The organism is Ectobacillus sp. JY-23 (assembly GCF_023022965.1).
Classification (GTDB): domain Bacteria; phylum Bacillota; class Bacilli; order Bacillales; family Bacillaceae_G; genus Ectobacillus.
Genome location: NZ_CP095462.1, coordinates 2,620,784 through 2,645,041, shown reverse-complemented (window position 1 = coordinate 2,645,041; position 24,258 = coordinate 2,620,784). Strand labels below are relative to the sequence as shown.

Below are 24,258 nucleotides of genomic sequence, written 5' to 3'. Positions count from 1 at the left end.
CTAAAATACCTATACCATTTTAGCACAATTTTCAGATATTTCCACCTGAACAAAATATGGAATTATCTACCTACTGGAATTGGGTATCTTCCTAAAACTTTGTCCTTTCTTAGGTAACTCAAAAGGTGCCCCATAAGGGACACCTTTCTCTCATATCCAGCTATACATATAATTCTCGTCTTCGACATCCTTGGCATGTGACAGCACCTGCAATGGACGGAATGTATCAATCATCACCGCAAGCTCAATGGTTTCCTTCTTTCCGATGCTCGCTTCCGTTTTTCCTGGATGCGGGCCGTGCGGAATTCCGCTTGGATGCAAGGTAATGGATTCTTCCTCTACGCCTTTGCGGCTCATAAAGTTGCCTTTCACATAATACAATACTTCATCGCTGTTAACATTGCTGTGGTAATACGGTGCTGGAATGGCTTCAGGATGATAATCGTATAAACGAGGCACAAATGAACAAATAACAAAATTATGACCTTCAAACGTTTGATGTACAGGAGGCGGCTGGTGAATACGCCCTGTAATTGGCTCGAAGTCTTCAATGTTAAATACCCACGGATACAAATAACCATCCCAACCGACAACATCTAACGGATGATGTCCGAGTACATGACGATGCAGCGCACCCCGTGATTTTGTAAGCACAATAAACTCGCCGGATTCATTATAAGTTTCAAGCTGCTCCGGCCCACGAATATCACGCTCACAAAACGGACTGTGTTCTAGCAACTGTCCGTATTCGTTTCGGTAGCGCCTTGGCGTTGTAATTTGGCTGTTTGCCTCAACCACCAAAAATTTCGATTCCCCAGCATCCGGGATTACGCGATAAATCGTTCCAATGGGGATAATTACATAATCACCGCTTCGGTATGTGATGGTGCCGAACATCGTTTCAATTTTTCCGCTTCCGTGATGCACAAACAGCATCTCATCTCCGTCTCCATTGCGATAAAAATATTCCATACTTTCTGTCGGGTTGACAACACCAATTAGCAAATCAGCATTCCCAAGCAAAAAGTGTCTTCCGTTCACGGCATCTCCTATTTCTCTATATGCTTTCGTTCTAAAGTGACGATGCGCCAGCGCACCGTTTTCTTCATATTGCATTTCACAAGAACGCTCCACACGCGTTTCTATCACTGCAGTCGGCATATGCTCGTGATATAAAATGGATTGCGTTCCGGAAAATCCTTTTGTTCCCATGACTTGCTCGCGATAAAGGGAGCCGTCCTCTTTACGAAATTGAACATGCCTTTTATGAGGTAGCTTACCCATTTGACGATAGTACATCGTCCCCCCCCTTTTTCACTGTATTCCGAAGTACCCCAAGGCCCGTGACTTCAAGCTCAACCACATCACCCGGCTGCAGCCATCGCTCTGTCCCGTGCTCTAATATACATCCTGTTCCAACTGTACCGGACCCGATGACATCCCCAGGATACAGCGTCACATCTGCAGAAGCACGGGCAATCATCTCCATATATGTATAATGGATATCTTGGAAATTACCTCGTGATAACTCTTCGCCGTTCACACGTGCCGTCATTGTTAGATCATAACGATCTCCCTGTCTATATATCTCCAGCTCATCCTTCGTGACAATATAAGGTCCTAAAGATGTCGCAAAATCCTTCCCTTTGGCAGGTCCAAGTCCGACTTGTACCTCCTGCATCTGTAAATCACGAGCACTCCAATCGTTCAAGATACAGTAGCCAAAAATATAGGCATCCGCTTCTTCTACCGTTATATCTCGTCCCTGTTTGCCGATAATGCATGCAATCTCCAGCTCGTAATCTAGCTTTTTAGAGCGCACCGGTCTCACAACTTCATCTTCCGGTCCAAGTACAGCACGATGATTTGTGAAATAAAAGACGGGTACGTCGTACCACTCCGGCACAACAGATAATCCACGGCGTCCTCGCGCCGTTTTTACATGCTCCTCAAATGCATAAAAGTCACGGATGCTTCCTGGATTCGGCAGAGGCGCACAGAGCGTAACCTCTGATATATGATATGTAGGTGAAACAGGAAGATCTGCAATCACTTCCATATACTCATTGGCATGCGCTAAAAAATCCAGCATTTGAGAAGGAAGCCGACCAGAGCCGGCTATTTCCATATCAACTACACGATCTTCATGTAACCAACCGGCTCGCATCTCTCCGGACGGATTTATAAACGTCACAAACTTCATGAGGTTTCCCCTGCCTTTTGCGGGCCTGTTTTTCTTTCCAATACAAACGTATCGGTGGTTGCTTTTGTATACGTTTGACCGGCGAGGCGACCAATCGGCTGCAGCAATTCTGTAATAATCTTACCGTCTTTATACAGTTCATCGCGAACATGCACAAGAACCACTTTCCCGATTACCAAGCTTCCCGCGCCTGCATGCTCTCCAAAATGCAGAATTCGCTCCACAACACATTCTAAATGCACATCACTTTCTTTTACACGGGGCGCTTGTATCTTTTGTGAAGCTTCTTTTGTTAGCCCGACACTTTCAAACTCATCCACATCAGGTCCATATTCAATTGCTGTATCATTCATCTGCTGCGCGAGCTTTTCGCCAACAATATTAATGACAAATTCTTGTGTATCCTCAATATTGCGCAGTGTATCCTTTTTGCCGCCATCACTACCTCGTACCATCGGCGCAAAACAAACCAGCATTGGGTCTGCACAAATGCCAGTAAAAAAGCTGAACGGTGCAAGGTTGGCCTCGCCAGCTCTGCTTACTGTTGATACAAATGCAATCGGTCGGGGCAACACAGAACCAATTAACAGCTTATAGGCATCCTGCCATGCTAACGTATTCGGTTCAATATTCATAGGGCACCTTACAGATTTCCGCGGCGCTCTTGCTCACGCTCAATTGCTTCAAATAACGCTTTAAAGTTTCCTTCCCCAAATCCTCTAGAGCCTTTGCGCTGGATAATTTCGATAAATAGCGTTGGACGATCTACAATTGGCTTCGTGAAGATTTGCAGCAAATAGCCTTCGTCATCACGATCTACTAATACTTTCAGCTCTTTTAATTTATCAATCTCTTCATCTATCTTTCCAACACGCTCTGTTAATTCTTCATAATAAGAATCCGGTGTTTCTAAGAATTCAACCCCGTTTGCACGCAAAGCAGACACTGTCTTAATAATATCATTTGTTAAAAGCGCCAAATGCTGTACACCTGCACCGTTATAGAACTCTAGGTATTCTTGAATTTGCGATTTACGTTTTCCTTCAGCAGGCTCATTAATTGGAAACTTAATGCGGCTTCCATTTGTCATAACCTTAGACATAAGTGCTGAATACTCTGTGCTAATATCATCATCATCAAAATGAATCATTTGTTTAAAGCCCATAACATTCTCATAATAGCTAACCCATTCCTCCATGTTTTCTACATTACCGACAACATGGTCTACACCAATTAACCCTGTTTCTTCAAATGGGATAGATAGTTCAATTGGTTGATATCCAGGCATAAACACACCTTTATAGTCTTTACGCTCAATTAATGTATGAACTGTATCTCCGTACGTAGCAATTACCGCTTTTTTAATTGTGCCGTTTTCATCTGTTAATGCTACAGGTGGCTCAATCGCTATTGCACCATGCTCTACAGCTTCTGTATAAGCTTTATCTAAGTCATCTACAAGAAGAGCTACGTCCTTTACGCCATCTCCGTGTTTTTTTACGAACTCAGCAATTTTATGATTTTCGCCAAGAGAGCCTGATAAAACAAGACGCATATTACGCTGTTGCAGGACATACGAAACACGCTCACGATTTCCTGTCTCAAGTCCAGAATATGCTACTGGTTTAAATCCAAATGCAGTTGTGAAATAATGACACGCTTGCTTTGCATTACCTACATACATTTCTAAATAATCAACATCACGTACCGGGAAAAAATCTTCTACTTGTTTACTTACTGCTTCGATAGATTGTTTTTTCATACTTCCATCCCCCTAGTATTGTATGTTTTCTAGTATCTCACCCTAATCAGAAAGCGCTTACAAATGTAAAGTGAGCTTTTCTGAAAAAAGGCGTACAGATACAGATTATACATTTCTACAAATTTCTCTCATTTCCTTTTTAAATAGCGAAATAATTTAAGTAGAATTTTATATGAATGTAAAATGTACATACCCGCTACTGTAAATAATTCTCCTTTTTCTATATGCGTTCCTACAATATTTCTTTATATCGCTTTTTTTAAATGTTAAAATTTAAAAGGAACATATATTGAAGCGGAAACAAGGAGGCTATCATGAAGTATCAGATCTACGCCAAAAACGGGTCAATGATTACACAATTTGAAAGCGACTGGGCATTTAAAGAAAACGAACAAATTTTTATGCAGTTTGAGTATGAGAAGCGCAACTTTCATATTATCCGCATTACACATGATTTATACAGTCCAAAAGAACATATTGTTCGCTTATATTGCCAAGAAAAGAAAGTGTATGAGTAAAAAGCGGAGCTCTTATAGGCTCCGCTTTTTACTACTTCACGATTTTAAACGTCTCTACAATTTCAATACTATCTTTTACAGATTGAACCATCGAGCAATTTTTTGCTGTCAGCTCCATGACTTTATGCATCTGTTCTTCACTGATATCAGCTTTAATTGTAAAATGTACTGCAATTTTCGTAATGCGATTTGCTTCTTTTTCATTGCGCTCTATATGAGCTTCCATTGTGATATCTTCATACGAAATGCGCTTCTTGTCCAAGATTGTACGCATAACGCCTCCGCTACAAACAGCAATAGAAGCTGCCATGAGCTGATACGGACGAAATCCGTATTCACTGTTTCCCGCAACCTGCAATGTACCGTATTCTGTTTCTGTTTCAAATCCGACTTCTCTCATTCGAAAAATCATTTAATTCGACGCTCCATTCATTTGTTGGTCTAATTGCTCTGTTTTTTGTTGACTTTCCTTCTCAAGCTTTTTATACAACTCATCACTATACGTGTCAAACTTATCGCTCACATTAAGTAAAATTTGTAAATTGTAATTTTCTTTGAAATGTGGATTCTTATCGACTTCCTTCATCGATCCTATATTCATGGCTTCATACGCTGGCTTTGTCCATTGTACTAGCTTTGCATTATATAAGCGGATTTTCTCTTCATCGGATAAACCACGTACGTCAAGGTCTTGTAAATCTTTCACTAACTCATCCACGGTTTTCTGCTTTTGGAGTTCTCCAGCAGACATCTTCCTATATTTACCAGCGGGCTGTTCCAAAATATCCTCAACCGTCTTTGGAATTTTTGCTTCTTCTTTCTTCACATCGTATACTGGCTTACCACAGCCCGCAACCGCAAGCGATGCAACAGCTGTCAACAAAATACCTTTTCCCCATTTTCTCATACGACCTGTCACCTTTATTTATCTGTATCATATTTTCCCTTTACCATTTCGACTGCCGATAAGTTGAAAATAAACTTTTTTAAAAATATGAATTTTTTAACATATAAAAAAACAAGGCTTGAAACACACCTTGCTTCTTTTACTCATTAGCCCCTTACCATTTTCACTTCTTTCCAATTTCCAAATAAATAGTACAAGACATTGCCCGCCACAGCGATCGCAAAGCTAATTGGGAAGCTCCACCAAAGTGCATCGAGTCCGTAGGCTTTACCAAGATAATACGCGAGCGGCGTACGTACAATCCAAAGAACAATGAATGTAATAAGCAATGGTACCATCACTGCACCAGTTGAACGAACGACCCCGCCCACGACAAACATAATCCCAAACAGAATAAATGACCACAACGTTACATTATTTATCTGAATACCAATGTCGACTGCTTGCCCCGTCGCTGGTAAAAACAGCAGTAGCGCCTCGCGGTTGAAGATATGAATGATACCCACAATAGCTCCTGTTAGAATTACATTGAACATAACACCAATCCACGTAATCCGGTGCACTCGATCCCACAGACCGGCACCAATGTTTTGTGCAGCCATAGACGTAACAGCACCACCAATAGCCATTGCGGGCATTTGGACGTAATTTGATAGCTGCGAAGCAGCACCAAATGCAGCCGCAGCCTCAGATCCGTATGTATTAATAATATTAAACAGACCAAGTACACTTGAAGAAACCACCATCATCTGCAGCCCCATTGGAATTCCTTTTTGAATGAGCGACTTTAAAATCACCCAATCCGCACGAAGCAGATGCAGTTCTGACCTCTTGATGCGTAGAAAATATTCTTTTTTATACAAGTAAATTAGTAGTGCCGCCAAACTAATGAACTGGGCAATAAACGTAGCAAACGCAGAGCCCGCAATGTCCATTTTTGGGAAAGGACCCCATCCAAATATGAGAATCGGGTTTAAAACAATATCCAGAACAACCGATACAATTAAAAAATAAAATGGTGTTTTAGAGTCGCCAGATCCTCGTAAAATGGTCATCACATAGTTGTAAATAAACATAAACGGCACACCAGCAAAGATAATTTTTGTATAGGTAACCGCAAGAGGCTTCACATCAGCAGGCGTGTTCATTACATCTAAAATAAATGAAGAAAAAACAAAACCGAATGCCCCGACGATAATAGACAGCAACGCGAAGAACAACGCACTCGTTCCTACCACTTGTTTCGCACCAGGTACGTCACCAGCACCAACCCTTTGGCCCACTAAAATTGTCGCCGCCATCCCAATTCCAAAAATAGAGCTCAACAGGAAAAATAAAATAATATGCGCGTTGGATGTAGCTGCCAACGCTTGTTCTCCTAGAAACTTACCGACCCAAATAGAATTGATGGAGCCGTTTAATGACTGCAACACGTTTCCCATCAGGATTGGTAAAGAAAAGAAAAACAACGTTTTTGCGATAGGACCTTCTGTTAAATTTGGCCTCGATTTTCCTTTTGTTTGTTCCATATGTCATCCCCTCTCTTCCGTATAACTATAACATCCCTCAAACAGTTGCATTGCGATACATACATCATCTTCGAAATAAAGCCTACATGCAACTAATAAGCTACAGAAAACGGATACATACACCATTTGGGGATAAACTGTTTGAGAGAAGTGCACATTCATGTATGATAGGTACTAAGGAGTGTGATATACGTGAAGTTAATCGCAATTGATATGGATGGAACACTATTATCTGAAAAAATGGAAATTTCTGCTGATAACTTAGCTGCGATACAAGAAGTGGAGGCTGCTGGCCACATTGTCATGATTTGTTCAGGCCGTGCAAAAAGCGATATTTTACAATTTACAAATCGATATCAGTTACAATGCCCGATTGGCGCGAGCAACGGAGCCGTTGTATATGCGGACGATAAAGTATTACATGCCGCCTATATCCCGAGACAAACGGTTACAGACATTTCTGAGCTATTACAAAGCAATGATGTTCCTTATAAGCTGTATACGAGTAAAGGGATTTTTGTGCCGCGCGATTGGAAGGAAAAAGTAATGCGTGCTTTTGAGAACGGTGACTCTCATCATCACTTTACATTAACGGAAATTGAACGCATTACAGAGCATCAATTACAATCAAACATCGTTCAGTTTTACGATGATATAAATGAATTGCTGCAGGGTGATGTTGAAGTAGAGAAATTCTTTATTTTAACGCTGCATAGCACGCAGCGCGAACAACTTCTTAATCACATGAAAAAACCGGGCCTTATGGTTACTGCCTCTGCGCCAACCAACTTAGAGGTTATGCATGAAAATGGTCATAAAGGCAATGGCCTCCGCGTCATGGCGCAGCATTACAACATTCCGCTAGAAAACACAATTGCGATGGGCGATAATTTTAATGATGTCCCTATGCTAGAAGCGGCTGGCTTTTCTATCGCGATGGGCAACGCGGAAGACAAGGTGAAAGAGCTTTGCGATGCAGTCACTCTATCAAATAACGAGAGCGGCGTCGCTCACGCACTGCGCACATACGTATTGTAATGTTCTATGAAATAGTAAAGAGGTCGAGACAAAACCTTTTGTCTCGACCTCTTTACTATGAAGATTGCAATTGAAGTGTTCACCTTACATGTTACAATTGAGAATAATTCCAACACAAACACCTAATCTCTCTTGGTCCGGAAGACGTTCTTGCGGGGCACCTAACCTTTCTTTTCTTCTCCCTGGTGATCCACGACACGTTCTTGCGGAGCACCTAACCTTTCATTTCTTCTCTCTGGTGATCCACGACACGTTCTTGCGGAGCACCTAACCTTTCATTTCTTCTCTCTGGTGGTCCGCGACACGTTCTTGCGGAGCACCTAACCTTTCTTTTCTTCTCCCTGGTGATCCACGACACGTTCTTGCGGAGCACCTAACCTTTCATTTCTTCACACAGGTGATCCACGACACGTTCTTGCGGAGCACCTAACCTTTCATTTCTTCTCTCTGGTGATCCACGACACGTTCTTGCGGAGCACCTAACCTTTCATTTCTTCACACAGGTGATCCACGACACGTTCTTGCGGAGCACCTAACCTTTCTTTTCTTCTCTCTGGTGGTCCGCGACGCTCTCTTGTGGGACACCTAACTCCTCTCTTCTTCGCACAAGTGGTCCACGACGCTCTCTTGTGGGACACACCTAACTCCTCTCTTCTTCTCTCTGGTGGTCCGCGAGGTATTCTTATAAGGCTTTAGATTTCTACCTGCTAGCATGTAGTAAAAAATTTCATTACATTCCTCTTTGTTTTAAAATTACTTATGCGCAAAGCATTGATAATGAATGAGCAATCTCTCAATCTCTTTTTTACGTCTATTTACTAGAGGACAAGCATATATATAGGTGAAACGGCACTAGTAAAAAAATTGATGCGCGGAGGTTTGTATGGAAGGTCTATTTTTATATGTTGTGAACTATATTCTTCTCACTCTTTTCATTCTAGGTGCATTGCTTTTGTTTCCATTCTTCCCCATGCTGTCTTTAATTGTCATTGTTATGTGCATGATACTCATTTCAATTTTTATCTCTCTTCTACCAGAGAAACAAGAAGAACCAGGAGTCGAACGCCTGCGCGCGTAGACTCCTTTTTTACTAATCTGGCGGCTTTCGCACTTTATTTGGCGACTGGCCCCTTACTCATAGCGAATTCGCTTCAAACCAACTGTAAAAAATACAATTGCAAATATGAATAGTACCGCCACGTATACGGCGATATCCGCAATACCGCCTCCCCTTGCAATTAACTCTGTAAACCCGCGCATCGCCCATGTTTGCGGAACAAAGTCCGCCATTCGTTGCATAAACATAGGCTCAATTTCGATTGGCCAGTATACACCTGCGATCATACAAGAAGAAATGACAACCATATTTCCTATCGCAGACTGTTGTTCCGATGTTTTGACAATACCAGCTATAAACAATGCCATACCAATAATAGCGAGAAGCAATGCCGAAACTAGTAGAAGAATTCCTAGCATGTCACCCCAATGTACATCAAATAGTACATTTGTAAACAGCATTAAAGCACCAAACTGAATCCAACCAAGAAGAAAGAATGATAAAACATAGCCGCCCAGTACCTGCATCCTCGAAGCTGGCATGGTCATCATCCTATACCATACGCCATTTTTACGCGCCTCCAAAATCGCCCCTGTTGCTGTCATCATAATAATCATAACGAACATAATCGAAAATCCCGCAGAACGAGCTGATGCATTACTCATACTCACATTCTCCGCTGTCTTCATGATAAATTCCTTACGTAACGGAGTGGGCTGAACAGTCCCTGAAAGCTTTTGATACATTCCTTCCCAAGGCTCCTCGCTGTAGCTACTCCACACTTTGGATGCTTCCACTTTTGTTTTCACCTTTGTTAAGGCTTGCTCTAGTTCTTGCTTCACACTCCCTCTAGAAGTAAACTCTGGTGAATATTGCAGGCTCACATTGAAACTTTCGGTAAACTCCTTTGGAATTACAATAACTCCGGCCACCTTCTTATCTGCAAGCTGCTTTTTTGCTTCCTTCGCAGACACAACAGACACATCAAACAAGGAATTTCCCTTCAGCTCTTGATAATATGTCTTTGAAAGCATAGATGATTCTTCTTCTACGAATAAAAGCTGGGTCTTATTCATAGAAGACCCGCTAAGTAGCGTTCCGAACACAAACGTGAAGGCTAACGGCATTAAGAGCATGACTAAATAGCTACGAGGATTACCTAATAACCGCTGTAATTCAAATAAGCAAATCGCCCATACTTTTCCCATGTTTCTTTCCTCCTTATCTTACACGTAAGCGCCATATCCCTAGTGTGAATGACAGCATACCAACTATCACAAGCACACTAATAGGTAACAGTATATTCATCCAAGATGTTCCTCCCATTACTTCTAACAAACCCGTAAGTGCCCATTTGTTAGGAGCAATGTTGGATACTGTCTTCATTGTGTCGGAGAATGCATAGATCGGAAGCATAGAACCACCAAGTAAAGCAAATAGCTGGATTCCTACCCCATTTATCATATCGGCAGTTTTTTCACTATGAACGAACGCTGCTAACGTCATTGACAAACCTGACACACAAACGGTATACGCCAATCCAACCGCTATGATTTGCGCCATATTATCTCCCCACGCTACGCCAAATCCATAATGAGTTGCCGCCACAAACAAGAAGAACTGGGTGCCTGAAAATAACAGCGTACCAAGAAACTTACCAAGAAGGATATCGCTTATTGTAGTAGGTGTACACAATAATCTTGCTAGTGTTTCAGTTGCTCGCTCTGTCATAATCATTTTTGCGCCAATTGTTGCATTAAACAATATAAACATCACACCCATACCAGCGGCATAATATTGCATAGATGAAACAACCTTCTCACCTACCTCCTCTTCCTGCACGACCATCCCCTGTATATCCTCTATCTTTCGTATAATATCTGCCGAAGCACCTTGCATATCGACCTGACCCGTCATAACAGGCTCAGCTCCGGCAAGGTCACGTATAGTCACATCAGCTGCTACAAACATCATGTATGCACGCTTCATAAATGAATGTACCATGGACTCTATTATCGTGGCTTGCACCTCTTTCCCAGGGTCTGCCAACAAAATTGTATCTGTAAAATCTCCCTTTTCTATCTTTTCACTCCAGCGACTAGGAAGTACTAAACCTACATCCGCCTTACCATCTTGTATAAGGCGTTGTAGTTCTTCTTTTGATAACACTTCCTTTAGCTGAATAGAATCACGCAACTCCTTATTTTTTAGTACAGTATTACGAAACTCATTAGCTAAGCTGTCTTCATCCATTTGATAATATGCTAACGTAGTGTTAGGGACGTCTTGACCGCCCATCGATTTCTCAAGTGCTGACCCTAAAATCGCGGTTAGTAACAGCGGCATAAGCAGCATTGTCAAAAAACCGCGTCGGTCTGTGAGGCGGATACGAAAATCCTTCCACGCAACCAGCAAGCTTTTCATATCGTTTCCCTCCTAATCTCGTAATGAACGTCCTGTTAATTGTAGAAACAGCGCTTCAAGGTTTGGTTCTCTTACCTCTAGTGCCAGCACTCGTACGCCATGTCTTGCGGTACATGCGATAACATCACCAATCACCGTTTCGCTTGAAACAAATATGTCAAAGCTTTGTTCTTCTACGTTTGTAACAACTCTTTCTACCAGATGTAGCGCTTTTAATTCTTGCACAAATGTCTCTTGCATGTGATTCACCTTCATTCCAATCACAATACCGTTCGCTAAACGGTTGCATAGCTCACTTTTAGTGCCCTGCACAATTAACTTACCGTGATCGACTACGGCAATTCTCTTGCATAAGTACTCTACTTCCTCCATGTAATGGCTCGTATAAATGACTGTCATACCATCTTCATTCAATGCCTTTACGGTTTCTAAAATATGATTTCGTGATTGTGGATCAATGCCCACAGTCGGCTCATCCATAATGAGAAGCTCTGGTGTATGCATAAGAGCTGCGCCAATATTTACACGGCGTTTCATTCCCCCAGAAAAAGTTTCTACCTTATCCTTAGCACGGTCATAAAGACCAACATACTCTAACACTTCATCTGCACGCTTTTTCACTTCTTTCCCGTATAAACCATACATCTTACCCCAAAATATTAAATTATCCCGCGCACTCATCGTTGGATATAATGCAATCTCCTGCGGTACGACTCCTATTTTACGTTTAACCTGCATAGGTGCTTCCTTCACCGAAATATCGCCTATTCGAATATCTCCACCATCATAAGGCAGAAGACCACAAATCATCGAGATGGTGGTAGACTTACCAGCACCATTCGGTCCAAGAAGACCGAACGCTTCTCCTTTTCCAATTGAAAAAGATATATCCTTTACAGCTTCTTTTTGAGCAAACGACTTTGTAAGATTTCGCACGACCAGCATGTGAGCACGCTCCCTTATTTTTATTTCACTTTTATTTTACTCTGCATTCCTGTATTTCCCATCTACCTTCCGATAGAATTAACGGCATAAAAAAACAGCCAAAACGGCTGTTCTCTCACTTTCACTATGCCAAAAGTCATGCATACTCTGAAATACCATGTCGAACCGCAAAGATGGCGGCCTGCGTTCGATCTCGCAGCGCCAGCTTATGTATCAGGCTAGAAACATGATTTTTAACGGTTCCTTCCGTAATATACAGCTTCTCTGCAATTTCTCTATTATTTAAGCCGTATCCAATCTCTTTAAGTACCTCTATCTCTCGTTCAGTCAGCTCAAATAATGTATGAGGTACATTCTTTTTCTCTACCTCTATTACTTTTGTTTTTCGTAACTCAACCAAAATCTGCCCTGTCATTTCCGGTGGCAAAACCAGTCCGCCTGCATGCGCCGTTAAAATAGCTTGGACAATCGTATCAGTCGGCATATCTTTTAATAGATAGCCGCTAGCGCCCTTCTCCAAAGCTTCAAAGATTAATTCACTATCTTTAAACGTTGTCAGCATAATCACTTTCACTGCAGGCACACACTGCTGTATTCGACTTGTACCTTCCACACCATTGACACCTGGCATACGAATATCCATTAACACAATATCCGGCTGTAACTCTACAGCCTTTGCTACAGCATCCGCACCATCTTCAGCGACTGCGACAATTTCAATTTCAGGTCGAAGATTTAAAAGCATCGCCAACCCGTCTCTAATAAGAGGCTGATCATCTACAATTATCACGCGTATCATAACGCTCCTCCAATCACCCATTTCTTTTGTAGCAGAGGAAGCTCCGCTTGTACATGAAATCCCTCTTTACTTTTAAATTGCACAGAACCTCCGTGCTCTTCAATTCGTCCCCTCATATTTATCAGCCCAAATCCTGGTTTAAACACGTGCGCACCCTTCCCGTTATCAGAAATAACGAGACAAATCCTGTCTTCCTCACAGGTAAGCTCTACGTGACAACGCTTCGCATCGCCGTGACGCTTCGCATTCGTAAGGGATTCCTGTATCGTTCTCGCAATCGTCGGATGTAATGACATCGGAATGATCATGGGGTCTCCTTGCAATTGAAAGGCAACTTCAACATCTGCTGACTTTGCAAAATCTTCTAGAATCGTACGAATGCCAACAATTAAGTTGTCCTTCTCTCCGTCCTCTTTCAACGTACGGACCGACAATCTGATTTCCTGTAAAGAGCTCCTTGCTAAATGACTACAAATATGTAACGTCTCATGCGCTTCTGGCCGCCCTTGCTTTACTAACTCCTCAGCGAGCTGCAATTGTACAAGCAGAGCTGTCATGTTATGACCTACCGTATCATGAATATCACGCGCAATTTTATTTCGTTCTCGAATAACGGTTAATGACTCAACTTCTTTTGCATATACAGATAACTGCGCATGCGACTCATGCAGCTCATCATACTGCCTGTTTACTTGCATCCTTGCTTGCTCTAGCTTACGAATCAATCCCCCCACCAACACTTGAAACAAGATGGACGTAAAATTAAGCAAGTTCCCCATAATCTCTACTACCTCGAACCTCATATACGTATAACCCACGATACTCCCCCAAATTGCAAAAAACAGCAGTGAAAATAAAGAAAGTATCCTTCTATTGCCTGTCATAAGAAACAACGTAACACCCTCTACACCAAATAAAATTAAATACAGCGTAGAAGGCGCAAATACAAAGCCGAAAGCGCCAATTAGAATAAAGTCCACTATAATATAGGCATAAAACACCCTTTGACCTATCCTCATAATCATGGTATGCGTGACAATAAACGCCAAAATTGCCATTACAATAAATATCTTATGTGATATAAGTGTAGCGTGCTGATAATACACAATAGGGATAAAAACCATCATTATAAGCCTTATGAATTTCAGCATATTAGCCCTTCTTTCATAAAATATAACGCTACTATCTTCTACTGGTGCGATTATATCCCTGCTTATTCCTATAAAAAAAGGAGAGTGGGCACTCTCCTCAAGAAATCTGGCGACTTTTGCACTTAATTTAGCAACTTTAGATATTTATTTGGCGACTTTGGACATTAATTTGGCAACTCGCATCACAACAGCCGCTCCAACTCCTCATATACCATAGCACGCTTCTCCTCTAGTTCATCCTTCTCTTTCTGCAGCGTCTGTAGCTCATGCAAGTCTACTTCCTGCGTCATCTTTTCTTCTAATACAAACAGTTGCTCCTCCATCTGTTCGAGCTCTCTCTCTAATTGCCTCCATTCTACATCAGTTGAAGCTTCCTTTACCTTCACGACTCGCTTTGGTACTACTACCTTCTCCTCCACCGGCATTCGCTCGGCTAACTTCTTCCTAGCCCATTCATAATTTCCTGCAAAGCCATGTAGTACACCATTTTGGATCCAGTACGTTTTGTCAAACAGCTTATTTAAAAAGTAGCGATCGTGCGAGATAGCTAAAATTGTTCCTTCATAGTCCTCCAGCGCTTCCTCAAGGACCTCACGAGATTCAATATCTAAATGGTTCGTCGGTTCATCTAGAATGAGAAAGTTCACGTCCTGATGCATAAGTTGCGCAAGGCGCAAGCGCATCCGTTCGCCGCCGCTCAGCTGATTTGTCTTTTTAAATACAGAAAATCCGTAAAATAAGAAGCCTGCTAAAATGTGTCTTGCTTCTCCCTCTGTTACAGAAACCTGTTCGCGGAATGCTCCAAGTACTGTGTTATTCGTACTGCCAGGCAGATGCTGTGACAGATAGCCTACTTTTACGCTACCACCGATTTGTATCTTACCCGTATCCGGTGTCTCTTCACCAAGCAGCATTTTGACCAATGTTGTTTTACCGCTCCCATTTTGTCCCACGATCGCCGCTCTCTCTTGAAACTGCAGATGCAGGTTAGCGCCGCAGAATAGCATTTTATTACCAAAGGATTTTGCTACATCCTCTACACGAACAACGTCCTTTCCGCTGCGCTCTCCTTGCCGGAACGCAAGCCCCATTTTTTTGTGCTCTAAGATCGGCCGCTTCAGTTTCTCCATTCGCTCAAGCGCGCGCTCCATATTACGTGCGCGGCGATGCAGACCCTCGTTCGGCGGGTTTGCCTGATTGGCCCATTCTCTCAAACGCTTAATTGCTTCCTTCATTTTCTTTATCTTTTTTTGTTGTTCTTCATACGCCTGAAACTCTAACAATAAGCGCTCTTGCTTTTCCTTTACAAAACCGGAGTAGTTCGTGTGATACACATGAAGCTCTCCGTCCTCCAAATCAATAATTTTTGTAACGACCGCATCTAAAAAATAGCGATCATGCGAGATGATAGCAATTGTACCGCTGTACTCCTGCAAAAATTGTTCTAGCCATTCGACTGCACCAATGTCGAGATGATTTGTCGGCTCATCTAACAACAGTAAATCAGGATTTTGCAGCAGCATCAGCGCCAAACACACCTTCGTCTGTTCACCGCCGCTGAGCATTGTAAACACCTGCGGCAGTAAGCTTGTAATTTGTAACCCGCTACATACTTTAGCAAGCTGCGCCTCTACTTCATAGCCACCTAAAAATAGATAGCGCTCTTGCACCTTCCCGTATTCCTCCAAAAGCTTCTCGAGCTCCTCTGTCTCGCTACCCATTTGCTCTTCCAATCGCTTCATATTGCGTTCTAGCTGCTTTACTTCGGAAAAAGCTGTTTCCAAAACCTCCCGTACCGTTGTACCGGCTGAGAATACAGGAATTTGCGCAAGATAACCAACGCGCAGCCCCTTTTTTATATGAATCATACCGCTGTCCGGCGCTTCCACACCAGCAAGCAATTGAAATAATGTCGTCTTACCGCTTCCGTTTCTGCCGACGAGACCAATCCGATCCTTTTCATGAATCTCTGCAGACAAATTTTCAAAAATAATGTTACCACCAAACGATTTCGTAATATCGTGAATTTGTGTAATAATCATGGTTTCGTACTCCTTTTGATATGGAAAAAGGCCGCAAGTAGACAGATGTCTCCCCGCGACCTTTAAAGAATAGAAAAAAAGAGCACAGCGGCTCTTCTTTTCACCATTCTATGATTCCGTAGTAGTGGGTGAAGAGAATCCTTACTTTTTTATAGCTGCTATACAGTTGTAAAAGGACAGACCTGTCCCGTTAACAGCTGTAACATGAAAAATTGCGCGGCAAATGTAGATAAAATCTAAAAATTGTGCGCGTGCAGCCAAAACGTAATTCATCTCTTCCCCACCTCCTTTTCGTACGAACTTCTTTTATTATATGCTTTTTCTCATACAAGTTGCAAGAGTTTTCAGTTTTATCTCTTATCTCCTTCCTTCAGTTTAATTTATTTCTTTTTGACTGTTCTTTTCACAAGCTGCCATACAGCGTTTACACTAAGCAGAACAACCATGACCAAGGCTGTACGATATATATAATCAGTTAACTCGTATCTCGTCATAATTGCAATATAAGCCCAGACAAACACAAGTGAGTAGGCAAGATCATTGTTTTTATTTGTAAACCAAATACCAAGTACCCCGCCAATGATTAGCATAATAATGGTCCATGCTTGTTCGTTTAAACCTAAAAAGCTTGTGATTTCGTTTGTATAAAATACAATAAACACATTTACAATGGTCGCAACCGAGATCCAGCCTAGGTAAATAGAAAATGGTAACCTATACAACCGAGATACATCTGACTTTTGTATCTTTTGGTAAATGACAATTAACGTTGCCAATATGCCAAGCATACAAAGTAAGGTCAGATTAAATTTTTTATAGGCGAATAAAATCACCCATAAGCTGTTTAACACACAATTGATAAAGAACCAATAGCCAATTCTTTCATACATTGCCGCTTCGTTTCCCGTAGCAAAAAACTGGCGAATCACCCAAGTACCTAGCAGTAAATAAATCAGTCCCCATATGGAAAAAGCGTAATTTGCCGGCTTGAACAAAATATCGATGGAATCTGAAATCTTGCTTGTATTCTCACCACCACGCTGCGAAACATAATTAACAATTAGCACTAGAAGAAATCCAACTACATTTACAACAGCCAACTTCTTCGCTTTACTCATAAGCGCCTCCTTAAAATGGACTTCTCTTTAGTATACGAGCCATGCTGCAAAATAAGACGTATGTACGCACAAAGGCCACCCGCTAGGGATGACCTTTTCTTTAAATCAATCTGAACAAAATCACTAACAGAATAATAACTACAAGTACAGATGCTAACCATCTCATGATATTACTCCTCCTCTTATCTAAAGGTTTGTCCTATGTAGGGACGAAGAAGATAAAATCTGTATTCATTAGCTTCTCGTCCGTTCCGTTTTATATACTCCTATGATAACAGGTAAAAGTTTCCTTACGTTTACAGAAATATGAGACTTTTATATCGAAATATAAAGGTTTGTAACATATTTTCTATAAGAAATCCCACCATTGCAACATTCAGCCCACCTTTATCTCTACATATTTGAAAATCCAATGCAATAATTGTAATATTTTTCCCTCTTTTACACGGAATGTTTGATATAGTGTAAATATACACATTTTTAAAAAGGGGTGGAGAACATGAATCGTTCTGAACGTATCAAAGCCTTGCAGACGACTATTTCCTTTTTATCAGCGGAATTAGAAGAACTACAAAAGCAAGAACGTGCAGCGGAGCGAATAGAACCGATACACATGCAGCCTGAACAACCCAAACCGCCTGCAGTCGTGAAACCGATACGAACTGAAACACCAAAACCGAAGCGCAATTGGGAGAAGGAAATTGGCCAAATTTGGATGCCGCGTATTTTCGCTTTTATCATGCTACTGGGCGTTGCTTGGGGTTTTAAAGCTGGCGTAAATGCCGGTATATTAACACCACCGCTTCGTTTGCTTCTCGGCTGCTTAACTGCAATCGGCTTATATGTCATTGGAGAAAAACAAATCAAACAAAGCAGAATTGCCCTCGGTCTTGTCTTGCTGGGCGCAACAGTAACAACCTTTGTGTTAACAACCTTTGCAGCGCATTATTTGTATGGTTATCTACCGGCTGCTTTTGCATTTCTGCTCAATATTGGCTGGATTGCCTTGGGGATTTGGTTATCCCACAAACATCGTTCCGAATGGCTTGCGATTTTTGTGGGAGTTGGAGGATATATTGTACCGTTTCTCATTAACAGCACGCAGCCTAATACATATGTCTTCGTTGGCTACGAGCTACTTCTCTATGTAAGCTTGCTTGCATTTGCAACCAAACATGCATATCGTTGGCTTTACTACATGGCATTTGGCATGCTGCATATAACCCTTACAGTTTACTCGTTGGTCGCATTGCAGCAATTGAATCTGCCAGCACTTGCTGTTGTTATCCAGCATCTTTGCCTACTGTATATACTAATGACGAAACGAGATTCTTATCTGCAAGATCAAATCAAGGTGTTACTAAGTAGTATCGTTATCACGGTTCTCTGGGTGGCATCTACTGATAATAACCTTCTATTAAAAGGACTTTTAACCATGCTTACGCTACTGTACGCTGGTGCGTATGTATGGGAACGTCAAAAAGGCAAAATAGAACTGTTGCATACTGTATTTTTCTGTTTGTCTTTTTATTCCCTTACACTGCTCGTCATTGACACGGTCGACAACACATATTACCCGCTTGCTTGGCTTGTCCAAGGAACATTTGGACTGTATATGTCATGGAAAGTAAAGAGCCACATCAAATTTATAGCATCTGGTATTGTTTATGCATTAGGTGCTATTTCAACAGTCTTAACATCATATACTGCCGTGCTTTCTGTTCAAACACTAGCTTGGTTTGTATACTTAGGCACTTTTGCTTTTCTTGTTATGAAGCTAAAGGCAACAACTAAGCGAGATCTATCTAGACTAAGTACACTTGTCCTGCTGATTAGTACCTTTATTTTTATCACATTGTTTGGCAGCACCTTGATGCAGGATCAAGACTTTAGCATTCGCCAGCTTGTCATCTCCTCCTTCTGGATGATATATGCCTTAGCTCTTGTATTTTATGGAAATACCAAAACAGAAAAAATGGCAACTTACATCGGTCTCATTGTAATAGGAATTACAATCATTAAACTGTTCTTTGTAGATTTGTTTAGCGTATCGCTTGCCATTCGTTCCGTTCTCTTTATTATCGTCGGTACGATTGGAATTTTTGTATCTCGTGTGTTTTACACAAAGCAAAAAGAAGTGCCAAGGGTTGAGAATAAAGAACTCTAATTGTGTATAGTTTCTTTGCAAAAGGCTCTGTTAAAGTTTGTTGTTAATTTCCGTTATAGTGGTTCGCTTTCCGCGGGCGGTCAGGGAGCCTCCTCAGCGCTATACGCCTGTAGGGTACTCGCTTTTCTCGCAGGAACCTCATCTCATCAACAAGTGCAAATGATTAACATTAGGCTCTAACACAGCCTTGTAAAAAAGGGTGCATAAAAGTTGCACCCTTTTTACAGTAATACAAAAACCGTAAATAACACGGCTAATACAATACGGTAATAAGCAAACGGTGTTAAACCGAGTCTTTCTAGCCACTTTAAAAAAGTAACCACCGCTAAAAGTGCTACAACAAACGAAGTGCCAAAGCCAACCAAGAACATAGGAATATCAGCAGCATCCAAATGCTCTCGGCTCTTAAACAAATCTAAACCAGTCACACCTACCATTACCGGCAGGGCGACTAAGAATGAAAATTCTGCCGTTGCTTTATAGCTTACCTTACTTAACAAGCCGCCAGAAATGGTAGAACCCGCTCTCGAAAACCCAGGCCATGCTGCAAAGCACTGGAAGCAACCAATCAGTAGCGCTTGGCGATATGTCATTTCATCTAAAGAGTGCGTTGTCGGGATTGGCTTTTTCTTTTCTGCAACTAGCATCAATGCCGCTCCCGCCAAAAGACCAATCACCACAGTCTCCGGCCTAAACAAATAGGTTTTAATGGCGTCATGAAATAGAACACCCACTGTGCCAAACGGTAAAATACCCATTAAAATATGCAGAGCATTAAACTTTTTTTCACGCTGTAAAATTGGCTTTATATTGAAAAGAGACACGAGGCGATTACGGTATAACACAGTAATTGCTAAAATAGCGCCGAGCTGAATCACAATCTCAAATGTCTTTGCCCGTTCTCCCTCAAATCCTAACAGATGACCTACTAGTATTAAATGACCTGTAGACGAGATTGGTAGAAACTCCGCGAGTCCCTCTACAATCCCCATCACAAAAGCAATCCATAAATCCGTCATATCCTGTCTCCTCTATTACTGAATATCTGTTTTTTGAAAATATAACATAACAGCACCAAAACCAAGGATTGCTACAGCCGCAATCGCACTATAGGAATATGCTGCTGGATACGTATCAAGTAATGTATGATTTGCAATGTCTCCCGCTGCTGACCAAGGAAATAACCCTCTATGTTCAGAGTTTCCTGCCATTACATTCATCATTGTAATTACAATCGCTAAAATAATTGGCGGAACATAATTCTTCATCACTAAAGTCACAAAAACTACCGGTGGTGACAGAATGAATAAAAATAAGCCACCTACATAAAACTGCTTGAAAGAAAAAACAAGCAAGTTCCAGCTCAAACCATCAAACCGAAAAAGAATACCTAATAACAAGGTAAGTAGCCAGGCAATTCCTGTAAGGATCATAATCCAAAGAAGCAGCACAGCAAATTTACTAATAATGAAATTTCCTCTTGATACTGGAATAGTCAAGATATGCTTGAGCGTATCCTCCACATACTCGCGATGAAATAAATATGCGGCAACAACGCCATATAGAGCTACTCCAAGCACAAGCACCGTATATAAATTCGTCTGATAAAAAAGCTCTCGAAAATCGGCTCTCGGCCCTGATGTTTGCACATGAGCAGCCACTACAATCATAAACGGTGCAACCATGGCGCCAAGCATGCTAATCAAAAACATAGAAGAACGTTTGAGCTTCAATAACTCTGTATACACTAAGTCACCCAATCTCCCCGCCTCCCACTAGCTTTGTGAAGTAATCCTCTAATCGATCGGCACTCATATTTATTTTGGATACTTCAATGCCATTTTGAACAAATAAAGTATTAATTTGGGCCTGCTGCCCCAGGCGAGAATATATGCGAATATTCCCCTCCCCTCTTATCTCGTAATCATACGTAGAAAGCTCTGTTTCTAAAAGAACGGCCGCTTTTGCTTCGTGAGAAACCGTAAACTCTACGTACTTACGATTCAATTTAGCTAGCTGCTTAAAGTCAATTTCCTGTAAGAGCTTTCCCTTATGAATAATGCCAATATGATTAGCTACTTGTTCGATTTCAGACAAGATATGACTGGATATAAAAACTGTGATCTTTCTTTCCTCTACCAAGCCTTTAATTAACCTTCTCATTTCTTTAATACCAATAGGATCTAATCCATTTGTCGGTTCATCTAAAATCAACAATTCCGGATAATGCAATAACGCTCTTGCGATGCCAAGTCTTTGCTTCATTCCCAACGAGTATGCACCCACAAGCTTTTTCGTTTCATGCTGCAAACTAACTAACTCCAGCACTTCATCCATCGCAGTCTTTTTATGCACGCCCGCAATTCTCGCATGAATCTGCAAGTTCTCTCTTGCAGTCAAATTTTCGTAAAAGCCCGGCACCTCAACGATAGAGCCAATTCTTTTTAAAATACTTTTTTTATTGCATTGCAGCTCCTCACCAAATATTTCAATACTTCCAGCAGTCGGTTGAATTAAACCAAGCAGCATGCGGATAGTCGTTGTTTTTCCTGCTCCATTCCTGCCCAAAAAGCCATAAATATCTCCCTGTTTCACCGTTATGCTTAGATTGTCAACTGAGCGCTGCTCACCATACGCTTTGGTTAGGCTCTCTGTTTTTAAAATCGTTGCCACTTCTCTCTCCCACCTTTGAAGAAATTCATATTTATATTATAAGAAGCGGATTTTAATTGCCTTTTAACAAATTCTTAAAAATCTTTTAAATCATATTTAGGGATGATAATACCAAATGTCGTACACTCCCAAGGTATACTTTCTACCCATATGCTGCCACCATGTTTTTGGGCAAGTGCCTTCGCAATGGAAAGACCTAGACCACTTCCGCTGTTAGCTTGCGTTCTAGCGGCATCACCCCGGTACATGCGATGAAATACGCGCTGTAGATCCTCTTCCTGTATACCAGGCCCCTTGTCCCAAATTAGCAGCTCATACGCATCTTTGTGTTCTCGTAATGTCACACCAAGCACACCGCCTGTATATCCATACTGCACAGCATTTTTCACGACATTTTCTATCATTCTTAACAAGCTCATATAATCCCCTTCTATGATACATGGTTGTTCTGGTACATCAATATGAGGGACTATTTGCAATTCATTGATTTGCGGTACAAACGTAATAAGCACTTCTCTCGTTAACTCCGCTAAGTCCAGCGGCTCCATCTGAAAAGACATTTCGTTAGCATCGATTTTTGCAATCTCAAACATCTCATCAATTAATTTTTTTAAAGATATAGACTTCTTAGAGACGATTTCTAGGTAAGATTGTCGTTCTTCTGTTGACGCCACTACACCATCCTTTATCGCATCAATATATCCAATAATGGAAGTAAGAGGCGTACGAATATCATGTGACATACTAGCGAAAAGCTGCTTTCTTGCCACCTGTTCCTGTACAGATTGCGCATAGACACGCTCATAGCTTTCAATCAATTCGTTGATAGAGAAAATCACCTCGTTCCATAGTACATCCCGATTGGTCAGCACTCTTGTCGGGTGTCCGTTCATCGCTCGCTTAAGCACCACATTTAATTCCTGCAACCTTTTCTTATACTGACTTCGCTCGAGAAACAAAACTACTATAATAGAAAAAACACCTGCAAATATACCCCATTTCCATATACCAGCGGGAACATGATATACATCCATAATTACCAAGCATATAGTCAAAAGAAATTGTGCTAGAATCAGCTTTTGCACCTTATCTATCTTCATTGTTTCCACCTGTAAACTTATATCCAATTCCCCATACTGTTTGAATGTACTGAGGATGCGAAGGATCTAGTTCAATTTTCTTGCGCAGCTTGCGAATATGTACCATTACCGTATTGTCATCTTCTATGTAGCCACTCCCCCATACTTGGCGAAACAACTGTACTTTCGTAAATACACGCTCTGGCTGAGACATAAAAAACTTAAGTAATTCAAACTCTTTCGCTGTTAATGATACCGATTCTTTCCGAACGGTAACCTGATATGTTTTCAAATCAATTGTAATCTCCCCGCACTGTAAGCTTTCGTCTGCCAAACGTCCTTCGCCTCCTAGCACTAAAAACCGTCTCATTAATGCTTTGACTCTGGCGATTACTTCGTTAATACTAAATGGCTTGGTAATATAATCATCCGCTCCAACACCAAGACCGAGTACTTTATCCGTTTCATGGTCCTTAGCTGTCAGCATCATAATCGGCACATTAGAATGGGCACGAATTTGTCGACATACTTCCATACCATCTAATTTCGGCATCATAACATCTAGCATCACTAAATTATATGTATGTTCCTGAAATAAACGAAGAGCCTCCTCTCCATTTGTTACCGTATCAACTTGGTACATTTCTCGCTCCAAATACCGGCGCACTAAGTCACAAATCTCCTTATCGTCTTCCGCTACTAAAATGCGAATCTCTCCCATATCTTCACCCGCTTTTGTTAATTTCCATAAAAAAACATCTCCTTAGGATAGGATATCTAAAGAAATGTCACGCCGCAAGATAAGATTGAGAAGGATTATAAGATATAAATATAGAAACGTACTAT

24 protein-coding genes are annotated in these 24,258 nt (G+C 41.4%); 4 read left to right on the top strand and 20 right to left on the bottom strand.

Features of this window, described 5'->3' with window-relative positions:
* Nucleotides 1-150 precede the first annotated feature (150 nt).
* The 4 genes from MUG87_RS13650 to hppD are packed head-to-tail and all read right to left on the bottom strand — an operon-like array spanning nucleotide 151 to nucleotide 3,965.
* Nucleotides 151-1,299 carry a homogentisate 1,2-dioxygenase gene (locus tag MUG87_RS13650; RefSeq protein WP_247082849.1) on the bottom strand — a complete coding sequence of 383 codons (1,149 nt, stop codon included), beginning with the start codon at nucleotides 1,297-1,299 and terminating at the stop codon, nucleotides 151-153.
* Nucleotides 1,277-2,203 (bottom strand): fumarylacetoacetate hydrolase family protein, encoded by a 927-nt coding sequence (locus tag MUG87_RS13645; RefSeq protein ID WP_247082848.1) that lies wholly within the window; start codon nucleotides 2,201-2,203, stop codon nucleotides 1,277-1,279. The genes MUG87_RS13650 and MUG87_RS13645 overlap by 23 nt, the downstream gene beginning before the upstream one ends.
* A complete protein-coding gene (locus MUG87_RS13640) occupies nucleotides 2,200-2,838 on the bottom strand; it encodes a flavin reductase family protein (RefSeq protein WP_247082847.1) in 639 nt (212 codons plus the stop codon). Before MUG87_RS13640 ends, MUG87_RS13645 begins: the two co-directional genes overlap by 4 nt.
* A gap of 8 nt (nucleotides 2,839-2,846) precedes the next feature.
* Nucleotides 2,847-3,965 (bottom strand): 4-hydroxyphenylpyruvate dioxygenase, encoded by a 1,119-nt coding sequence (gene hppD / locus MUG87_RS13635; protein WP_247082846.1) that lies wholly within the window; start codon nucleotides 3,963-3,965, stop codon nucleotides 2,847-2,849.
* Between the two features lie 314 nt (nucleotides 3,966-4,279).
* Here hppD and MUG87_RS13630 point away from each other — a divergent pair, with 314 nt between their 5' ends.
* Nucleotides 4,280-4,483, top strand: coding sequence for a hypothetical protein (locus MUG87_RS13630; RefSeq protein WP_247082845.1), 204 nt, complete (start codon nucleotides 4,280-4,282; stop codon nucleotides 4,481-4,483).
* A 31-nt stretch (nucleotides 4,484-4,514) separates the two neighbouring features.
* On the opposite strand, the gene MUG87_RS13625 is transcribed toward MUG87_RS13630, so the two are convergent.
* The 3 genes from MUG87_RS13625 to MUG87_RS13615 form a co-directional block, all read right to left on the bottom strand.
* Nucleotides 4,515-4,895, bottom strand: a complete 381-nt coding sequence (locus MUG87_RS13625) for an OsmC family protein (protein ID WP_247082844.1) — start codon at nucleotides 4,893-4,895, stop codon at nucleotides 4,515-4,517.
* A complete protein-coding gene (locus MUG87_RS13620) occupies nucleotides 4,896-5,390 on the bottom strand; it encodes a hypothetical protein (RefSeq protein WP_247082843.1) in 495 nt (164 codons plus the stop codon).
* A gap of 146 nt (nucleotides 5,391-5,536) precedes the next feature.
* Entirely contained in the window at nucleotides 5,537-6,919 is a 1,383-nt protein-coding gene (locus MUG87_RS13615; protein ID WP_247082842.1) for an MATE family efflux transporter, read from the bottom strand.
* Between the two features lie 192 nt (nucleotides 6,920-7,111).
* Here MUG87_RS13615 and MUG87_RS13610 point away from each other — a divergent pair, with 192 nt between their 5' ends.
* Complete coding sequence (locus MUG87_RS13610) at nucleotides 7,112-7,957, top strand: Cof-type HAD-IIB family hydrolase (protein WP_247082841.1); 846 nt, start codon at nucleotides 7,112-7,114, stop codon at nucleotides 7,955-7,957.
* Between the two features lie 883 nt (nucleotides 7,958-8,840).
* Nucleotides 8,841-9,035, top strand: coding sequence for a hypothetical protein (locus tag MUG87_RS13605; protein WP_247082840.1), 195 nt, complete (start codon nucleotides 8,841-8,843; stop codon nucleotides 9,033-9,035).
* 53 nt (nucleotides 9,036-9,088) lie between these two features.
* On the opposite strand, the gene MUG87_RS13600 is transcribed toward MUG87_RS13605, so the two are convergent.
* The 8 genes from MUG87_RS13600 to MUG87_RS13570 all read right to left on the bottom strand — a co-directional run bounded on the left by MUG87_RS13600 (nucleotide 9,089) and on the right by MUG87_RS13570 (nucleotide 17,493).
* Nucleotides 9,089-10,222: an ABC transporter permease gene (locus MUG87_RS13600; RefSeq protein WP_247082838.1), complete on the bottom strand. Its 1,134-nt coding sequence runs from the start codon at nucleotides 10,220-10,222 to the stop codon at nucleotides 9,089-9,091.
* Nucleotides 10,223-10,235: 13 nt separating this feature from the next.
* Nucleotides 10,236-11,438, bottom strand: a complete 1,203-nt coding sequence (locus tag MUG87_RS13595; RefSeq protein WP_247082837.1) for an ABC transporter permease — start codon at nucleotides 11,436-11,438, stop codon at nucleotides 10,236-10,238.
* A gap of 12 nt (nucleotides 11,439-11,450) precedes the next feature.
* On the bottom strand, nucleotides 11,451-12,383 hold the full coding sequence (locus tag MUG87_RS13590) for an ABC transporter ATP-binding protein (protein ID WP_247082836.1): 933 nt from the start codon (nucleotides 12,381-12,383) through the stop codon (nucleotides 11,451-11,453).
* A gap of 136 nt (nucleotides 12,384-12,519) precedes the next feature.
* Nucleotides 12,520-13,182, bottom strand: a complete 663-nt coding sequence (locus MUG87_RS13585) for a response regulator (protein WP_247082835.1) — start codon at nucleotides 13,180-13,182, stop codon at nucleotides 12,520-12,522.
* A complete protein-coding gene (locus tag MUG87_RS13580) occupies nucleotides 13,179-14,309 on the bottom strand; it encodes a sensor histidine kinase (RefSeq protein WP_247082834.1) in 1,131 nt (376 codons plus the stop codon). The genes MUG87_RS13585 and MUG87_RS13580 overlap by 4 nt, the downstream gene beginning before the upstream one ends.
* Before the next feature lie 206 nt (nucleotides 14,310-14,515).
* Complete coding sequence (abc-f, locus tag MUG87_RS13575) at nucleotides 14,516-16,375, bottom strand: ribosomal protection-like ABC-F family protein (RefSeq protein ID WP_247082833.1); 1,860 nt, start codon at nucleotides 16,373-16,375, stop codon at nucleotides 14,516-14,518.
* A gap of 141 nt (nucleotides 16,376-16,516) precedes the next feature.
* The gene (locus tag MUG87_RS19605; RefSeq protein ID WP_281503651.1) at nucleotides 16,517-16,648 is read right to left on the bottom strand and encodes an RAxF-45 family protein; all 132 of its coding nucleotides are present in this window, start codon (nucleotides 16,646-16,648) and stop codon (nucleotides 16,517-16,519) included.
* Nucleotides 16,649-16,755: 107 nt separating this feature from the next.
* On the bottom strand, nucleotides 16,756-17,493 hold the full coding sequence (locus tag MUG87_RS13570; RefSeq protein WP_247082832.1) for a tryptophan-rich sensory protein: 738 nt from the start codon (nucleotides 17,491-17,493) through the stop codon (nucleotides 16,756-16,758).
* Between the two features lie 499 nt (nucleotides 17,494-17,992).
* Here MUG87_RS13570 and MUG87_RS13565 point away from each other — a divergent pair, with 499 nt between their 5' ends.
* Nucleotides 17,993-19,660 (top strand): DUF2339 domain-containing protein, encoded by a 1,668-nt coding sequence (locus MUG87_RS13565; RefSeq protein ID WP_247082830.1) that lies wholly within the window; start codon nucleotides 17,993-17,995, stop codon nucleotides 19,658-19,660.
* 221 nt (nucleotides 19,661-19,881) lie between these two features.
* On the opposite strand, the gene bacA is transcribed toward MUG87_RS13565, so the two are convergent.
* From bacA to MUG87_RS13540, 5 genes are all read right to left on the bottom strand, one after another.
* A complete protein-coding gene (gene bacA / locus MUG87_RS13560) occupies nucleotides 19,882-20,679 on the bottom strand; it encodes an undecaprenyl-diphosphate phosphatase (RefSeq protein ID WP_247082828.1) in 798 nt (265 codons plus the stop codon).
* Between the two features lie 15 nt (nucleotides 20,680-20,694).
* Entirely contained in the window at nucleotides 20,695-21,420 is a 726-nt protein-coding gene (locus tag MUG87_RS13555) for an ABC transporter permease (protein WP_247082826.1), read from the bottom strand.
* The gene (locus tag MUG87_RS13550) at nucleotides 21,413-22,333 is read right to left on the bottom strand and encodes an ABC transporter ATP-binding protein (protein WP_247082824.1); all 921 of its coding nucleotides are present in this window, start codon (nucleotides 22,331-22,333) and stop codon (nucleotides 21,413-21,415) included. The genes MUG87_RS13555 and MUG87_RS13550 overlap by 8 nt, the downstream gene beginning before the upstream one ends.
* Nucleotides 22,334-22,407: 74 nt before the next feature.
* Entirely contained in the window at nucleotides 22,408-23,433 is a 1,026-nt protein-coding gene (locus tag MUG87_RS13545) for a sensor histidine kinase (protein ID WP_247082822.1), read from the bottom strand.
* The gene (locus MUG87_RS13540) at nucleotides 23,420-24,133 is read right to left on the bottom strand and encodes a response regulator transcription factor (protein ID WP_247082820.1); all 714 of its coding nucleotides are present in this window, start codon (nucleotides 24,131-24,133) and stop codon (nucleotides 23,420-23,422) included. Before MUG87_RS13540 ends, MUG87_RS13545 begins: the two co-directional genes overlap by 14 nt.
* Nucleotides 24,134-24,258 lie beyond the last annotated feature (125 nt).

What these genes read in the sequence shown, in the direction of transcription:
- bacA (WP_247082828.1), bottom strand. Translation starts at nt 20,679, where the DNA reads ATGACGGATTTATGGATTGCTTTTGTGATGGGGATTGTAGAGGGACTC.
- MUG87_RS13615 (WP_247082842.1), bottom strand. Translation starts at nt 6,919, where the DNA reads ATGGAACAAACAAAAGGAAAATCGAGGCCAAATTTAACAGAAGGTCCT.
- MUG87_RS13645 (WP_247082848.1), bottom strand. Translation starts at nt 2,203, where the DNA reads ATGAAGTTTGTGACGTTTATAAATCCGTCCGGAGAGATGCGAGCCGGT.
- MUG87_RS13590 (WP_247082836.1), bottom strand. Translation starts at nt 12,383, where the DNA reads ATGCTGGTCGTGCGAAATCTTACAAAGTCGTTTGCTCAAAAAGAAGCT.
- MUG87_RS13540 (WP_247082820.1), bottom strand. Translation starts at nt 24,133, where the DNA reads ATGGGAGAGATTCGCATTTTAGTAGCGGAAGACGATAAGGAGATTTGT.
- MUG87_RS13585 (WP_247082835.1), bottom strand. Translation starts at nt 13,182, where the DNA reads ATGATACGCGTGATAATTGTAGATGATCAGCCTCTTATTAGAGACGGG.
- MUG87_RS19605 (WP_281503651.1), bottom strand. Translation starts at nt 16,648, where the DNA reads ATGAATTACGTTTTGGCTGCACGCGCACAATTTTTAGATTTTATCTAC.
- MUG87_RS13545 (WP_247082822.1), bottom strand. Translation starts at nt 23,433, where the DNA reads ATGAAGATAGATAAGGTGCAAAAGCTGATTCTAGCACAATTTCTTTTG.
- MUG87_RS13640 (WP_247082847.1), bottom strand. Translation starts at nt 2,838, where the DNA reads ATGAATATTGAACCGAATACGTTAGCATGGCAGGATGCCTATAAGCTG.
- hppD (WP_247082846.1), bottom strand. Translation starts at nt 3,965, where the DNA reads ATGAAAAAACAATCTATCGAAGCAGTAAGTAAACAAGTAGAAGATTTT.
- MUG87_RS13580 (WP_247082834.1), bottom strand. Translation starts at nt 14,309, where the DNA reads ATGATGGTTTTTATCCCTATTGTGTATTATCAGCACGCTACACTTATA.
- MUG87_RS13650 (WP_247082849.1), bottom strand. Translation starts at nt 1,299, where the DNA reads ATGTACTATCGTCAAATGGGTAAGCTACCTCATAAAAGGCATGTTCAA.
- MUG87_RS13625 (WP_247082844.1), bottom strand. Translation starts at nt 4,895, where the DNA reads ATGATTTTTCGAATGAGAGAAGTCGGATTTGAAACAGAAACAGAATAC.
- MUG87_RS13630 (WP_247082845.1), top strand. Translation starts at nt 4,280, where the DNA reads ATGAAGTATCAGATCTACGCCAAAAACGGGTCAATGATTACACAATTT.
- MUG87_RS13570 (WP_247082832.1), bottom strand. Translation starts at nt 17,493, where the DNA reads ATGAGTAAAGCGAAGAAGTTGGCTGTTGTAAATGTAGTTGGATTTCTT.
- MUG87_RS13605 (WP_247082840.1), top strand. Translation starts at nt 8,841, where the DNA reads ATGGAAGGTCTATTTTTATATGTTGTGAACTATATTCTTCTCACTCTT.
- MUG87_RS13620 (WP_247082843.1), bottom strand. Translation starts at nt 5,390, where the DNA reads ATGAGAAAATGGGGAAAAGGTATTTTGTTGACAGCTGTTGCATCGCTT.
- MUG87_RS13600 (WP_247082838.1), bottom strand. Translation starts at nt 10,222, where the DNA reads ATGGGAAAAGTATGGGCGATTTGCTTATTTGAATTACAGCGGTTATTA.
- MUG87_RS13565 (WP_247082830.1), top strand. Translation starts at nt 17,993, where the DNA reads ATGAATCGTTCTGAACGTATCAAAGCCTTGCAGACGACTATTTCCTTT.
- abc-f (WP_247082833.1), bottom strand. Translation starts at nt 16,375, where the DNA reads ATGATTATTACACAAATTCACGATATTACGAAATCGTTTGGTGGTAAC.
- MUG87_RS13595 (WP_247082837.1), bottom strand. Translation starts at nt 11,438, where the DNA reads ATGAAAAGCTTGCTGGTTGCGTGGAAGGATTTTCGTATCCGCCTCACA.